At 58.7% G+C, this 13,908-nt stretch carries 15 protein-coding genes and 1 pseudogene; 10 read left to right on the top strand and 6 right to left on the bottom strand.

Annotated elements, in window-relative coordinates:
* Nucleotides 1-26: 26 nt before the first annotated feature.
* The 4 genes and pseudogenes from WBN73_RS13910 (at nt 27) to WBN73_RS13925 (ending at nt 3,303) form a co-directional block, all read left to right on the top strand.
* Entirely contained in the window at nt 27-245 is a 219-nt protein-coding gene (locus WBN73_RS13910) for a hypothetical protein (protein ID WP_337455575.1), read from the top strand.
* A gap of 974 nt (nt 246-1,219) precedes the next feature.
* Nucleotides 1,220-1,600: a DUF7793 family protein gene (locus tag WBN73_RS13915; protein WP_337340626.1), complete on the top strand. Its 381-nt coding sequence runs from the start codon at nt 1,220-1,222 to the stop codon at nt 1,598-1,600.
* Nucleotides 1,601-1,997: 397 nt separating this feature from the next.
* Nucleotides 1,998-2,305 (top strand): annotated as a pseudogene (locus WBN73_RS13920) (GIY-YIG nuclease family protein).
* Nucleotides 2,306-2,382: 77 nt separating this feature from the next.
* Nucleotides 2,383-3,303: a hypothetical protein gene (locus WBN73_RS13925; RefSeq protein ID WP_337340625.1), complete on the top strand. Its 921-nt coding sequence runs from the start codon at nt 2,383-2,385 to the stop codon at nt 3,301-3,303.
* 907 nt (nt 3,304-4,210) lie between these two features.
* Here the strand turns inward: WBN73_RS13925 and WBN73_RS13930 are convergent.
* Nucleotides 4,211-6,331, bottom strand: a complete 2,121-nt coding sequence (locus WBN73_RS13930) for a KAP family P-loop NTPase fold protein (protein ID WP_337681312.1) — start codon at nt 6,329-6,331, stop codon at nt 4,211-4,213.
* A gap of 16 nt (nt 6,332-6,347) precedes the next feature.
* Here WBN73_RS13930 and WBN73_RS13935 point away from each other — a divergent pair, with 16 nt between their 5' ends.
* From WBN73_RS13935 to WBN73_RS13950, 4 genes are all read left to right on the top strand, one after another.
* The gene (locus tag WBN73_RS13935) at nt 6,348-6,515 is read left to right on the top strand and encodes a hypothetical protein (protein ID WP_337681313.1); all 168 of its coding nucleotides are present in this window, start codon (nt 6,348-6,350) and stop codon (nt 6,513-6,515) included.
* 170 nt (nt 6,516-6,685) lie between these two features.
* Nucleotides 6,686-7,390 (top strand): hypothetical protein, encoded by a 705-nt coding sequence (locus tag WBN73_RS13940; protein WP_337340624.1) that lies wholly within the window; start codon nt 6,686-6,688, stop codon nt 7,388-7,390.
* 161 nt (nt 7,391-7,551) lie between these two features.
* Nucleotides 7,552-8,226 carry a hypothetical protein gene (locus WBN73_RS13945; RefSeq protein ID WP_337681314.1) on the top strand — a complete coding sequence of 225 codons (675 nt, stop codon included), beginning with the start codon at nt 7,552-7,554 and terminating at the stop codon, nt 8,224-8,226.
* Nucleotides 8,227-8,696: 470 nt separating this feature from the next.
* On the top strand, nt 8,697-9,167 hold the full coding sequence (locus WBN73_RS13950; protein ID WP_337340622.1) for a hypothetical protein: 471 nt from the start codon (nt 8,697-8,699) through the stop codon (nt 9,165-9,167).
* A gap of 275 nt (nt 9,168-9,442) precedes the next feature.
* Here WBN73_RS13950 and WBN73_RS13955 read toward each other — a convergent pair whose 3' ends face one another.
* Nucleotides 9,443-9,862, bottom strand: a complete 420-nt coding sequence (locus WBN73_RS13955) for a hypothetical protein (protein WP_337340621.1) — start codon at nt 9,860-9,862, stop codon at nt 9,443-9,445.
* A 129-nt stretch (nt 9,863-9,991) separates the two neighbouring features.
* Nucleotides 9,992-10,495, bottom strand: coding sequence for a DNA-processing protein DprA (locus tag WBN73_RS13960; protein ID WP_337455578.1), 504 nt, complete (start codon nt 10,493-10,495; stop codon nt 9,992-9,994).
* 16 nt (nt 10,496-10,511) lie between these two features.
* On the opposite strand from WBN73_RS13960, the gene WBN73_RS13965 reads away from it, so the two are divergent.
* Complete coding sequence (locus WBN73_RS13965; RefSeq protein WP_337340619.1) at nt 10,512-10,904, top strand: helix-turn-helix transcriptional regulator; 393 nt, start codon at nt 10,512-10,514, stop codon at nt 10,902-10,904.
* A 310-nt stretch (nt 10,905-11,214) separates the two neighbouring features.
* Here WBN73_RS13965 and WBN73_RS13970 read toward each other — a convergent pair whose 3' ends face one another.
* The 3 genes from WBN73_RS13970 to WBN73_RS13980 form a co-directional block, all read right to left on the bottom strand.
* Nucleotides 11,215-11,970, bottom strand: a complete 756-nt coding sequence (locus WBN73_RS13970) for a GIY-YIG nuclease family protein (RefSeq protein WP_337455579.1) — start codon at nt 11,968-11,970, stop codon at nt 11,215-11,217.
* Nucleotides 11,970-12,626: a hypothetical protein gene (locus tag WBN73_RS13975; RefSeq protein WP_337340618.1), complete on the bottom strand. Its 657-nt coding sequence runs from the start codon at nt 12,624-12,626 to the stop codon at nt 11,970-11,972. Before WBN73_RS13975 ends, WBN73_RS13970 begins: the two co-directional genes overlap by 1 nt.
* A gap of 66 nt (nt 12,627-12,692) precedes the next feature.
* Entirely contained in the window at nt 12,693-13,394 is a 702-nt protein-coding gene (locus tag WBN73_RS13980) for a hypothetical protein (RefSeq protein WP_337340617.1), read from the bottom strand.
* A gap of 293 nt (nt 13,395-13,687) precedes the next feature.
* Between WBN73_RS13980 and WBN73_RS13985 the strand changes: the two genes are divergently transcribed.
* The gene (locus WBN73_RS13985) at nt 13,688-13,897 is read left to right on the top strand and encodes a hypothetical protein (RefSeq protein ID WP_337340616.1); all 210 of its coding nucleotides are present in this window, start codon (nt 13,688-13,690) and stop codon (nt 13,895-13,897) included.
* Nucleotides 13,898-13,908 lie beyond the last annotated feature (11 nt).

A 13,908-nucleotide genomic window follows, 5' to 3' on the forward strand; every position in this document is an offset into this window, starting at 1 on the left:
GACCTTCGCCCTTGTTGGAGACTCATATGAACAGTTACTACCCGCTCGCCCTCTTGCTCGCACGACAGGAAGCTGCGCAGAGCGCCCTTGAAACAGCGACCAGCGCACTCCCAAACGCGCCTGTCATTCCGTACGCAGAAAAGACTCGACCGCTATGGATTGACGCCCTGCGGGGTCGCCTCGCAACGCTCCTTCACCGCATCGCCTGGTCGCTTGAGCCGGATAAGCAGGTCGGCCGGCAGTAATCGATGGCCGGGACCTCCACGCCAAGACGGGTCGGCTGGACGTGTGGGTGCTGCGCCGAACTGAGGAATGGGCAGAAAAGGAAGTGTGGACAGCGTCCACACTTTCCACCTCGGACTGGCCCGTTCAGTCGCCGGTCTGGCCCGGATTCCGCACGTTTCCGGCACTTCCCAGTGTTCCCAAGGCTTGGAATCCCGTTCGAGTCCCACCTCGGGCACAGCATACCCCCTCGTCAGAGGGGGTATTTGCTTTAACGTGTGTACAAAGCTTGACAGTGCCTCTGCCTAATCGTCCCGGATGGTGCCTGGCCGCCGGGTTCGGCCTGTTAAGTCTGGGTAGGGGAGCGGGCTCAGCGTCCTGGCGATTGGGCGCTCCGCTTGCCAGGTTGTGGGGTCACTGGTTGTCCTCTCGTGTGGTGTTTATTCGGCACTTGTTGGCCGCTCACTACTTCATGGAGTGCGTTGTGGTGTCGACATGACTTTTCTGAAAATCACGCTGGATATTCTTTCGAATCCGAACTCGCCTGTGGCCGTGCGTCTGGTCGGTTCTGGTTTGTCCTGCCAAAAGGGGTGTGGACAGTGTCCACACTTAAAGCAGACAACAATTAACCCCCTCCTGGCTTGGTTTTCGGAGTATCCACCTCTTCATTGGGTCTCTCAGTTCTTGGCAACATGACTTCCTGCTCAACGGCGACATAGCCATACGAAAGTCCAGACCCTGCAGGACCAGGCCTCTACCCTGACCGGAGACTTAGGGGAGTTGATTATGCCCAACTTCTGGGTTTTGGATGCAGGTGGGCAGGGTTCGGGCCGCGGAAAGACGGCTTCCGCCGCCGTCGTGGGCACCCTCCAGGGGCGAGGTAATCAGAACCCGTCCGTTTCGTAACGCTGGGCGAGGGGCCACGCCTCCACCCCTTCTACACTTGCTGGTGGTGGTGGGGTTAGTGTTGGGCCTACAACTATTTGGGGGGGTAGGGATGACATCGATCACTGTTGCCGGCGGTAAAGGAACGGTTGCGCTCACTACTGACGATGTTCTTCAGCTGGTGTGGGGACAGGGAACCGTTTTGGTGGGCGACGACGTGCACGCGGCAATGGCAACCATCAACGAAATTGCTGACGGTGCCGAGTATCCACTGCTTATCGACATCACGCTTACCAGGCAGGTCACTCCCGGGGCGAAGTCTGTGTTCAGCACCAAATGCGCCGCCTCCCGGATAGCTCTGCTGGGAACGAACCCGGTCAGTCGGGTGATAGCGAACTTTGCGATGGCACGACGATCGTTGCCTTGCCCCACCAGGTTCTTCGCGTCACGGGACGAGGCAATGACCTGGCTTCAGGAAGCCCTGCCGTCGTAGGCTGCACCATCAAGTTATTTTTTGTGGCTGCGTGGACGCGTCACTGGGTCGGGGTCAGAAGATGTCCGGACGGAACACCGATGAGGATGGATCGCTGGGGGAGTGATCACGGTGACGGTCTTGATGGGACCTTGAAGAGCGGCTGGCACAAAAGGCTGAAGCCGAAATCGCCGCCGCCCGGGAAAAGCTTGCCAAGGAGCGGGCCATGCACCGGACTACCCTGGACGCGCTCATCGCCAACGGTGACCTCGAAGGTGCTGAACGGATGCGTGCCAAGATCGCCCGGGACGAACTCGCTCTGGCCGATGTCGAGCGTCGAGCCGCGAATATCCGAGCCGGTTACGTGTACGTCATCTCCAACATCGGTGCGTTCGGGGAGAACATGGTCAAGATCGGTATGACCCGCAGGTTGGAACCAATGGACCGGGTCAACGAGCTCGGAGACGCATCGGTGCTGTTCCGATTCGACGTTCATGCCTGTTCTACTCTGACGACGCAGTTGCGACCGAAGCGATGCTGCACAAGACGTTCGCGGGGCAACGCGTCAACAAGGCAAACCTCCGAGGTGAGTTCTTCCGGGTCACGCCATACCAAGTCCTCGAAGTTCTCCAAGAACACCACGTTGAACTCGTCGAATTCACGGAACAGCCGACGGCCGAGGAATTCCGCCTAAGCACACCAGAGGCTGAACCGTTGCCCGTTTAACGTTCCGCGCGGAGAGTCGTGGCCTCAAATGTGCTATGTCGGCACCACCGCACAGTGGGCAGTGGCAGACTGGTCGGATGAGCTCACAATACGAGTCCATCGAGTCAGGGTTTCTAGCACCCGAGCCGCACGAATCACGGTCGGAAAGCAGCGGGCCGGGGTTCATCAGGACTTATACCCCGGAACAGCGCCGTCGGATCTTGGACAGCATCTCCCGCCAACTCAACCGTGTTGAGGACTGGCACGCGCGCCGCCACGCGCAGCCGCTACTTGTTCGCAGGGGCTCGCTGCTCGATGCTGCCGATGAGCTTGCGAGGCCTTTTCAGGCGTCGCACAAGATTAAACAGCAATTGACAAATGCCATCGATCACCTCCATGCACTGAGGGCTCTGCTGGTCAACGCCGGAGTGCAGCACATCTACGCTCCGTACACATTGATCCGACCGGCATTGGAAGGCGCCGTAGGGGTGTTGTTCATTTTTATGGACGCTACGCCGCAGTCCGTGGCCCTCAGGACGCTCCGTGACGAGCACTCAAGTATCCTCGAAATGCATAAGGCGGCGATCACGATTGGGGTGCCAGAGGATGCGGCTGATGCTGAGAAAGCAAAGAGGACCAAACTAATCGACGATGTGATCGATACCGCGAGCTTCCGCAAAAGCGACGTGAAGGGGGCGACAAAATCGATGACGAAGAAGATGGAACTGGTCACCCGCTTCTACCACCTCGGCCCAATGCCTCACTCGATGTGGCAGATTTGTTCGGCGGCCTCTCATGGCACCCGGTGGGCGCTGCCAATGCTGGCCATGTTTGATGCCGATGACGATGGTAAATCGCCCACCATCACCGGTCAGATCGTTTCCGATGAGGCGACGATTCTGCGGTCTTTGATGACGGCCTGCGACGTGCTCGAGCGTGCGTTCACGGTTGTCGACGCGCATTGCCTTCCAACCGGACATAACGGGCAGAGCTTTATCGCGCCGCGGGGCCTTCAGTAGGCCGTGTTGGCAACGCAGCTTGATTACTTATTGTCGACATCCAAGAACGGCTGCCGGACGCCGAGGAATCCCAAGCGACCCATAAATGGATGAAGGCATACGGCATCACAGCCGCAAGGGTGGATGCCTTTCTGCGGCTCTTCCGCGAAACTCCACCACTATGCCCAACGCCCCGGTATTGGACATCCTGGAGCTCAGCAACTCACAGGTACGCCAGACTCTGGAAGACGAGTATCTTCTCGACGCGCTTCTGCACACGTGTAGCTGCCTTGCCGAGGTCCACGGCAAGGCAGCTACACCCGCGGAACGCCAACTGGCCAGGCTGCAACTGCGGATTGAACCGGTCATGCGTTTCTCATGGCCCAGGACCGGGCCTGCCCAGGAGCAGGAACGTTGCGCGCCAGGTATTGGCAGGAGTGCGAGCTGCTGGACGTCACCCGGATATCGAGAAGCACACCGGGTTTCAGAGACATTGGCAGAGACCTTGAGTTTATGAGGCAGCTGAGGCGGGATGTTCAGAAACGGTAATTGCCACCCCAAGCTTCTCGGCACAAGCGAGCTGTGCAGCCGGTTTCAGGCCCGCGCAAAACTGCTGACACTGCCGCAGCCAAGCAGGACAGCCTGAAGGGCATCGCCTACGATCCAGATCGGCTTCCTGACTTGCCGGTAAGCCGTCCCCATTGGCGTGATGGCCGTTCGGGTCTGACCGATGGGTTGTTCGGGAACTGGCGGGACCATTGGGACAAGGCTTTGCCGTGAGGTGTCGGCGATCCAATCGGCTGGTGCCGCATCGATTGAGTGCGACACCAGCAACGGATGATTTAACAATTTGGCGGCAGGATCAGGGAGCCTGCAGGAGCTGGGTAGACCCTTTGAGGAAGCGCGCAGTGAGCCCGCGTTCTGGCATTTAGTAATCCCTGGATCGTCGGCTTGCCTGTTGTTGGCGCCAGCGCATGAGTTCCTCGTAGGCGAACCTTGCTCGCTGCTCCGCGGACGGGATTTCGTCACCTTGGGCCGCGGGAACATCTGCTGGCTCCTCGAGCGGCAGTGTCAGGAGTTGGTCGGGCGGGACAGTATTCTCGAGCTGATTGGTAAGCAACGTGAGACTGGACGGCAGCGCTTGGTAGTTTCCTGCGGCGTATGAGGATATGACAAAGTTTGCAGCCAGAGCGGTGAGTGAAAGCGGGCCTGCCTCCAATGCGGACAAAGTTTCGACCTGCAGCTTGGGCAAGCCTTCTAGAGCAACGAGGTACTGCCACACCGCGAGTAGTTCGTCTATGGGAACCTTGGAATTGGTGTTTTGCCATTCCGCTAGCAGCCACGCTGCAGCTTGCTGGTTCCATATTTCGGTCAGGACATTGAACAATTCATGCTCGGGAGCAGGCGTTGATTGCTCCATGACGGAACGTTGCGCTAGTTCGTTGTTGGACCGGTTCATGTTCTGTTGTAGGCAGTGACCCAGGATTACTGGGCGGGTGAATTTCTCGACAAACACTTCGACGGCGGGTTTATCCCATGGCTCGCAATGCCACAGCAGGCTGGCCAGCCAGGCTGATCGAAGCCGCATGGTCGTTGAGCGGAAGTCTTCGTCGACGTCCTTTCTGGATAATCCGGCGCTGAGGTAGTCGATGAGGTGCTGTCCGTCCGACTCATGATCCGTGTGGCGGGTGCCCTTCTTCAGCGCCTGGATCTGCATGCGTTCGTTGGGGTGGTCAAACGTCTCAGGGCACTTGTGCCCAATGGCAACTTCTCCTCGCCGGATTCGCGCCAGATCGCTGATGACAGCTGCATCGGACATGTCTCCAGCAGGCAGGGAAAAGGTGAAGTACCTGTCGAAGTATTCTGAATCGCTGACTCGGAACCTTCCGCCGTTGGTGCCCCAAAAAGGGTCGGGGAAAGCATGCGGAAATAGCGAAGCCAAAGCTTCCATCAGTTCAACTATCGTGTCGCCCTTGTATCCACAATCATTGATCCTGCTGCTCCACACCTCTTTGGAAGTGGCTTTGACCTCACGGCTGATTCCCTTCCGTGTCAGTTCTCCCCTCCAGGACGGTAAGCGTCGGTAGAGATCCGGATAGAAGACCCGAAGGAAGATTATGGCGAAGAAGTCCGCTGGGTCGACATCACCTTGGGCAAGCTGCAGGAATGTCACCGCTTGCCCGGTATAGCGGTGGCAAGCACGTGGGGTGGTCAGCGTGGTGGCCATGTGCTTGTCGTAGAACGATTCGAACCTGGTCGCCGGCGTCGTTCCGCCGTTGCTTTGAGCCGATGCGCGGGCCAGGATCGGCTGCAACGCGGTATCGATGATCTCTTGAAGAAAATGTTGCTGCGGGTCCGGGAGGTCCAGAGGGTACTGCACGATCTTTTCCAAGTAGACCTGCGCGTCGCCTTCTTCGCCACCTAGGCCTAAGGACAGCGCTTTGATCGTTGATTTCCGGTCGTAGGCAAGCAGGTAGTTGACTCTTGGGAAGCGACCCAAGAGCCGGATGGTCTTCATCAGCAGCAGCAGGTCCTTGGGCTGCACGCGGTCAACATCATCCACGACGACGAGGACTTTCACTCTGGCTGCTTTGATCGTTCCGGCCATGTCTTCGAACGCGGAATCCCATGATTTTTCCGGGAGGAATTCGCGGACTGTTTCCGACACTCCCGTCCCAACGACGGGAATCACTTTCCATATTGGGGTGGTGCGTCGTGCGACATCCACGGCCTTCTCACGGAGAGTCTTCCGCGATCCCGCGGGAAACGCCTCGATTATGGCCGCGTAGAGTTCGGCCTGCAGGCGTTCTTCGTCGAAGGACCAAGGGTTGAAGCGCACGACATGGATGGAATCATCAAGGGCACCGGTGATGAAGTTCAGAACGGATGTTTTGCCTGAGCCCCACGGGCCTACAAGCCCGAAGACGGTGCTGTCGTTGCTGTCGGCCAGGTTCTCGAGGAGGTCCTTCGCCATTTTCACAAAGGGGCCGCGGTCGAGTTTGTCCTTACGGCGGTCGGTCTCCGGCGCGTCTACCCATGGTTCAGTCACACCTGCGATTGTAGGCATGGAACGGGGATTGATCTGGCACATGGTCAGGGCGCCTCAAGGCGAGGCCCGCGGCCCTGGGGGCAACTCAGCCGAGCAACACTTTCGCGACGGCAACTTCCTTTTGGTCGAAGGCATCGCGGAAGCGGCGTTCGACCTGATGACTTTGGCCTTCTCTTATTCATAGAGAGCAGAAGGGCTGATTCATTACCGTGTATCAGCCCTTCTCGTCGATTCGGATGTCTTTTGAGATGGGTTTGTCACGTATTGGACCAGAAATTTGAGACCTCCACGAGCCGCTCTAAGCTCTCCTCAGGAGTTCGAAGCGCGAACGGCCAAAATCAATGGGGGAATATCATGTCGACGGCTGCGACCGTGAAGTACATGACCAGGACGGTGAAGACAGTTCGAGGCATGGAAGAGCGGACCAAGACCAAGTTGGAGCAGGAGGGCTGGGAGTTTGTCTCCCAAACGCAGGGCACGTTCCGGACGGAGCTGAGCTTCCGGAAGCCGCAGCCGCCGATGCCGTGGAAGATGCTTGGGATCGGCGGCGGCGTGGTGGGTATCTTCATCATTATCGCTATCGTCATGGGAGCAATCGAGGGTGGAAAGAAGCCGGCTGAGCCCGTCGCGGCGGGGCAGACGCAGACTGCCACGCCGGAGGCGTCTGCTCCGACCCAGGAGGCACTCTCTCAGCATGCCTCGCCGCCGGTGGTTCCATCGGCCGTCGCCCCTGTGGCCACTCCCATCACCGTTGATGAGCTGCTCGACATGCTCAACTCAGGCAAGATGGGCGACATGGAAGTTGGTGACCGATTTGAGCTGACCGGCGAGTTGGTTTCGTCCCAATACTGGACGACAGGAGCCTTTGGAGAGTTCAACGTCTTGCTGAAGGCCAAAGGTGGCACGAACGACATCATGGTGTTCATTGATGAGAAGGAAACCACAAGCTGGCGCGACGGCCAGAAGGTCCACATGATCGTTGAAATGGGCGAGGCCACCATCAAGGGAGAGACCACGAATGGATGGCTGCGGGCCAAGTCCGCAGAGATTGTTCCTTAGATCAAGAGTTCGATGGCAGTGGGCCCCGAAGGTCCAGTCGGGTCAGTGGATTCCTGCGAATCTGCTCCGACCTGAGAGCGGCAACGACGTGACCGCGCTGTGTCTCGCTCAGTCTGCAACGACTATTCACATGGCTGGACACTTGGAGTAGAGGACAGGCTTTGACGACGACGGTCACTATGGAAATACCGGACGCCATTCTCAAAGGAGTAGAGAGTGGGGAATTGTTTGGCTGGGGAGGTGTTATCGGGGATGCCGGCGGCCAGTTCGTAACATTTCTCGCAGACGCCTCAGCGGGCGGTGCGGAGACGCGAGCCGCTCAAGGTTTCGCAGCCAGGCTTACACGCCGGGTCGCGGCTGCTTTGAAGCCGGGCAGTTCCAGAGAGGCCCTGGTGCTGGCAGGGTCAGCTGTCGTGGCTGTGAGCGCGGTCGCAGGAGCGCTGCTCCTCGTGTCCCAAATACGCTCCGGCAAGAGTACTGTTCCCGAGCAAGTGGCCGCATACAACGATTCACTGGTTTCGTATCTCGAAGTAGCCAACAACGGTGTCCTCGACGCCCATGGAGTTGGCAGGCTGTTGGCCGACCTGGATGCCATGGTCTCCCACGTTGACGCCGGCGGGTGCCGGATCAAAGTCGACTTCACTGCGAAGAGGAGCCAGGCTCTCCACAGCCTGGTGCGTGCCTATACTGTTCAGCTGGCAGAAGCTCGGGGCCTGGACGCTGCGTTACTGCTGGATTTTGAGGCAACGAAGCCCCGGATCTCAGATGGCGACACCGTTGAAGAGCTTCGACGGCACCCTGTGGTGCAGGAACGAATACTTCGGGAAACATCTTGACCAATCGGCTTTCCGCCGCCGCTACCACCCAGTATGGACTTCGTTACCAGCATCACAATGGCGTCCGGTTAGCAAACAGAGTGGTTCAGGTCAGCACTGTCCCGCATGACAACGGCTCTTCTCGCGCCAACTCACTTAACGCTTGATAGGAAGAAATATTGAGAAACACCTTGGCCTTGGTTGCCTCCGCTGTGCTTGCGGTATCCGTAGCTTCTTGTGCGGGACCATCGCAGCCGCCAGATCTGGCCGCGGTCTCGGAGCGCCCTGCTGTCAGCCCGACGACAGCGACAACTGGCAAAAAGATGCCGTCAGTGGTGCATAAATCCTTCAAAACGGGTGCTGCGGAACTCGACCGAGCGGGCATCAAGTATGAAGTGCTGGGAGTTGATGGATCTCCATATGACGTGATTGCCTTTCCTCCAGACTGGGCAATCACCATAGAGGAGCAGAGCGTCTCTTGGAATGAGTCCGTGCCTGATGGAACTATCGTTCGCGTCAAACTCAGCGTCAGTGAGGCTGACGGCAAGGCTCGAAGCAGTGCAGTTGCTGCTGCGACTGCCTCCGCGTCAGCGGAAGCTCAGCGCAAGGCTGAGGCCGACGCCGCCGCGAAGGCCGCAGCAGAGAAGGCGAAGAACGAGCGCGTCGTGACATACGTAGTTGAAGCCGACGGGCCAATCGGCGTTATCACCTATACAAACTGGGTGGACAACCAGATGGGGCAGGAACAGGCTTCGGATGTATATGGCCGGGTTTCGAAGGACTACACGTTCAAGGAGTCATCCTTCTCAAGTTCGTACGGACTGTGGTCCCTTGGTGTCTCAGCTCAAGCGGGCTCGGAGACGACGTCGATCACGTGCAGGATTCTGGTCAATGGCAAAGAGATCAGCGCCCAAACGTCCACCGGTGCTTACTCCATCGTCTCCTGCCAAAAAGGGGGATAGCCATCAGGGCGGTTCCTTGTGCTGGGTGACGTACCTTCGTCGCGGCGGCAGGGCTCCGGCTCAGCTAATAATCAGTCCCTGGAAGCGGGCACAAGCGCTGTGAATCGACACTTATTTACAGGAAATCAAGAGGCACGGAACGCAAGGTTCCGTGCCTCTTGATTTCCCGTACAGGGTCAGGTTGCATGGGACATTTATCGTGCGGCCGGCCGAGAGGGCGAGCAAGCGCCTCGTGCTGTCGGCTGTGGAGAGTGTCATGATTTCACCAATAGTGACTACATGGCTGAGTTCACGAAAGCGGCACCCATCAGGCTGACGATGCCGCCGGCGAACAACCAAAGTGCGATCTTGATTTGCCGTGGTGTGTTTGCTGCCAGTTTGGTTTCAGGCACAAAGCGTTTGCTGGTCCGCGTCTCAAGGCGAAGCTGTCGAGCTTCCACGTGTCCACGGGCCTGCACGCGCACCCTGCGCATTACTCCGCGCATGGCAGCAAGGTCTGCCTCTTGCTGAGCAACAAGAATCCGTTCAGATAGCAGGTCGCGGCGCGCTGCCATGACGTTCACTGTTCGTACGGCCAGGACGACAAGCAGGCATACTGCACTAGTGGTGCACACCACACCAAGAGCGCCGGCACACCAGACTATCGGACCCGACAAGCCGGCTACGTGGTTACTGAACTCTCCATTAGTCGTCATGACCGGGTCCTAGCCGGAAGCGCGTTGATGCCTTCAGCGTCCGTCACCAGTTCAGCCGAGCCGTTGCCGATGATCCGGTGGCAGCCCGCGGAGTGCTGGCTGTGGATGCTTCCAGGTACTGTGGCAACCCTACGTCCCAGCTTCGACCCGCTCGGCAATGTCCAAAGCCGATGACCAGCTCCGGGCCTCCACAACGACCGTCACCGCAGAGAGCGCCGCTACGATCCTGTTCCTCGCCGCGAACCGTTTACGAGTAGGCGCGGATCCAGGAGGCTGCTCGGACACGACAAGTCCCTTGGCCCTGATTGCCTCGACCAGGTCCCGGTTTCCCGAAGGATAGTCTTTGTCCAACCCGCCAGCGGCCACGGCGACGGAAGCAGGAACCGATGGCGCGACTGATTCACGACATCCCGCCAAGGCACCTTGGTGTGCATGGGAGTCGATCCGTACGCAAGTCCGGAAACGATGCAGACACCCCGGGTGCTGAGCATGTAGGCGACATCGCGAGCCACCCGGCGTCGTAGCTGGTGGCGTCACGAGACCTGGTGATGGAAACGCACGGTGAAGCCTCCGCGATGCCGGAGGTGATGTCCCCGCGGTACCAGAGTCCAAGCGGTGCATCCGCCAGGTCATTCAGTGCGGCCGGCCAGTGTTCGTCTCCGGGGACCAGGAAGCCGCCGCCGAGCGAGTCAATGGTTTCCACGTCGCGCTCCGGATCCCGGATGGGACGCTCGAAGCAACACCCGTCAGGACCGCCATCAACCGTCTCGCCGCGCACGGAAACCTACAACTCACTGCTCAACCACAGCCGCGAACCGGCAGTGACACGTTCCCAAACCTGACCCAACGAGAGACCGCCATCCTCGCCCACGTCATCGCAGGACGCACCTACAAAGAAATCGCCGACCACTTCGTCATCAGCGAGAAAACAGTCAGCACGCACATCTCCCACCTCTTTGCAGAAGACAGGCACATCAAACCGTATCGACCTTGCCCGCAAAGCCACCGAACAATCCCAAACGCTGTCAGCGACGGACAGTGAACGAACGAAGCCCTAAGAGGATCAGCATCAACAAGCTGCAAGCAGATGAGACCGGCATCCGGTCTGCATTTCCCGACTGGGGCGAGGGCGGCAGCGGCTCACCCTCCTATTCCGCACCTGAGACGCTAAAATTCCAAACCAGCCGTCGAAGTGGCCAGCGGGCAGCTCGCATGACGTCGATAAGGCACCTTCCGTCATCCAATGACCACGATCTGTGTTGGTTTTACGCCCAAGAAATCAGGCCTGCCGGAAACGGAACCTATGAGTCAACGTAAGGTGAATGGCACATCCCTTCTTTGATTGCCCGCCATCACGGCCGGGGTCCGGCGGCAGCTTTCCATTTGATGCCAATCTGTGAGGCATAGAGCTGCTCGGCTGTCATCCCGTCCTTATTCAGGGGAGCCTTGGACTCACGTCTGAGAGCATCTTCGACGCTGCTCAAGACTTCGCCGTCGCGGAGTGGGCTGTAGCTCATCAACAGGTTCCCGGTCATCCAGCGTGTGAGGAGAGCGTGATGGACTTCGCGGATTCGTGGGTGGGCCGAACTGCCGTGCCAGACCGCGGGGAAGCCCATCAGGGAAGAAAGTGTCCTTCGGAGCGTGGAACTCGATGTCTGCAGTTTGTGGTGCTTCGCCCGTGTTCGAAGGTTGGTGGCCTTGCCCACATAAATGAGACTACCTTGGGCGATGGGTGTGAGGTGGTCGGGCCAATCGAAAGACTCCGGCAGTGCTCCGGCAAGAAACCACCTATAGACGCCTTTCTCGTTGCGTGTTGATGCCCAGGCAGTGTCGCAGGGGAGTCGCTCTGACCATGTTCTGTCCGATGGTGTCTGGGGCGATGGAGCGACTGGGGGAGTTGGGCGAGACGGCGCTTGGTTCACGACAGATTCAGGGGCGACTCTGGCCCGTGCCCGGTCCAATTTGGACTTTCGACCACGGAGGATGGCCAGGTCGTCGGCTACTGTGCTGCGATGCACGCCGACCTGTGCGGCTATGGCCTCCTGGGTTATTCCGGTGGCGGCCAGGCGCTCGACTTCAAGCATTCGAATCTCTCGGTGGATTGGCATCAGATCGTTGCTTCCACTGCTTCGGTAGGGACGGCTGTGTCCGTCTGCTGCGCCTGTTGTGGCCCACCGAGCCAATAGAGGGCCACATCGACGTCCCGTGCAGTCCAATCTTGATTGTGGTGTTTGGCCGTAACGCGGAGCCCTTCGATCAGTTCCATGTAGCGTCGGTAGCGTCCGGGCTTGGCCGTAAGTTTCAGCCCCAGCTTTTTCAAGGCTTTCTGTGCACGCTTGTCGTACACGGCCATTCGCTGCGGGGCGGCGGCCAGCAGCAGCGCCGAAGCCAGAGCGTCACCGGTTTTGAAACCAGGCAGACTCGCCAGAGCCCGGCGGCCATCAGAAGCCGCCTGCGGAGTAATAACCGCAGTGTTGTTGACGGCTATGACGGCACTCGCTGTGGCCGTCCGGACGTCGCATTCCGGCATCACCATGAGCTTGGACGCCCAAGGGGTATCTGCCTTGAGGCGCTTCCACAAGACCAAGGCACCGATATCGGACTTGCCGATGCTGCCTGAGTCTTTGATGCGGCCAGCGACTTCGTTGAGCACGTCGTCGTAGTTCGGCGAGACTGCGGCTTTGTAGGCAACATGTGCGCGTAACAGCGCGTTCCATGATTGGGAATCAAGAAGGGGGCTCGGGGTCTCGGTCGGCTGCGTCATGTCAAAAGCCTGCCATAAGGCACTGACAACCAACGTGGTCTGCGCTGCATCGCGTGTTCGTTTCCGTCACGAGTGCCAATCCAGCGCCGTTGTAATGGAACCCGCCAGTCTCTGCACGGAAGCATGGACGGATGATTCCAGTGATGCGAAGGCGGCAGCTTGCCTGGAAACGACTGTGGCAACTTCATCCCAGCTTATCCAGCAGAAGACATCCGGGATGCGGCCGAGGATTAGCTCGTAATCGCATTCGTAGGTGCCGCTTTGAAGCAGGACATCACGTAGCTCGAACTGGATGGCGTCTTCGATGGAACGCCGGCCGCGTCCTTTGATCTGCAGCGGAGGTTCCGCACCCAAGAGAAGGATCAAAGGCGTGCGTTCTCCGGCGTGTGCCAAGGTGGCCACATATTCCCTCGTCAGCTGTTGCGGCTGGAAGGCGCTTCGCCGGATGCGCTTTGCTTCGATGAGAACGAAGGAACTCTCAGTAGTCAGCACGGCGTCGGGTTGAACGAAGAGCTGATTAAGTGCTCCGGAGTTAGGCACCAACGGCAGGTCGCCCGGCAGGAACTGCATCTCGGCGTTCTCGATGTGATCGACCAGCGTGTACCGGGCGTTGTCTGCGCCGTGGGACGCCCGGAAGATCTGACCGAGAAACGCAGTCCGAGGCAGGTAATCCAAGGCCAAGAGGACTTCTGCGCTCAGAACATTCTCCCGACCGCGGCCACCTTCTCGATACGCGGGAGCGGATTCCCACGAGATTTCCTGCAGCAAGCGTGTGATGACTGACCCCGAAGCGGCTGAAGCTTCTATTTCTGTGTCCTTTCAATAGTCACTGCGCCGTGGCACTTACAGGAACCTGCGTAGGCACCGGGCAACAAGTGGATGTTCAGGATCAACGGCAGGTGTTCGCTGTGCTGCAACTACTCTGTTGGTTCACCAACCCTAATACTTGCGTCCATGGACTTCGACAAAAACGCGTAATCAATGTGGTGTCCTTGGTCCGTTTTCTTTGTATGGGAATAGGTCTTGATGTTCTCTATGCCCTGTGGACAGACTTTTTGGCGGTGAAAGGAGCTGTCGATGCCCAGATTCTCCAGCTTGTCGACGAGCACGGAGTGGTTCCTTCCGGGATGTTCGTTATCCCAGGCGGTGTTGCTGTTGAAGTCCCCCAGGATGAGTCCGCGACCGGAACCGAGAAACTCCGCATGCCCGTCAACGTTTTGATGCGTGACCCGGACATACCGGAGGTCTTGAGTCAGCCTGTCCGCGCGTAGGGCAGAATATG

The sequence above is a fragment of the Paenarthrobacter sp. CCNWLY172 genome (assembly GCF_037402035.1).
Classification (GTDB): Bacteria; Actinomycetota; Actinomycetes; order Actinomycetales; family Micrococcaceae; genus Arthrobacter.

Bases quoted from the DNA above. Each gene is read 5' to 3' on its own strand.
- WBN73_RS13955 (WP_337340621.1), bottom strand. From the start codon at position 9,862: ATGACGACTAATGGAGAGTTCAGTAACCACGTAGCCGGCTTGTCGGGT.
- WBN73_RS13935 (WP_337681313.1), top strand. From the start codon at position 6,348: ATGGAACGGGGATTGATCTGGCACATGGTCAGGGCGCCTCAAGGCGAG.
- WBN73_RS13915 (WP_337340626.1), top strand. From the start codon at position 1,220: ATGACATCGATCACTGTTGCCGGCGGTAAAGGAACGGTTGCGCTCACT.
- WBN73_RS13940 (WP_337340624.1), top strand. From the start codon at position 6,686: ATGTCGACGGCTGCGACCGTGAAGTACATGACCAGGACGGTGAAGACA.
- WBN73_RS13960 (WP_337455578.1), bottom strand. From the start codon at position 10,495: ATGACCTGGCGGATGCACCGCTTGGACTCTGGTACCGCGGGGACATCA.
- WBN73_RS13970 (WP_337455579.1), bottom strand. From the start codon at position 11,970: ATGCCAATCCACCGAGAGATTCGAATGCTTGAAGTCGAGCGCCTGGCC.
- WBN73_RS13910 (WP_337455575.1), top strand. From the start codon at position 27: ATGAACAGTTACTACCCGCTCGCCCTCTTGCTCGCACGACAGGAAGCT.
- WBN73_RS13925 (WP_337340625.1), top strand. From the start codon at position 2,383: ATGAGCTCACAATACGAGTCCATCGAGTCAGGGTTTCTAGCACCCGAG.
- WBN73_RS13975 (WP_337340618.1), bottom strand. From the start codon at position 12,626: ATGACGCAGCCGACCGAGACCCCGAGCCCCCTTCTTGATTCCCAATCA.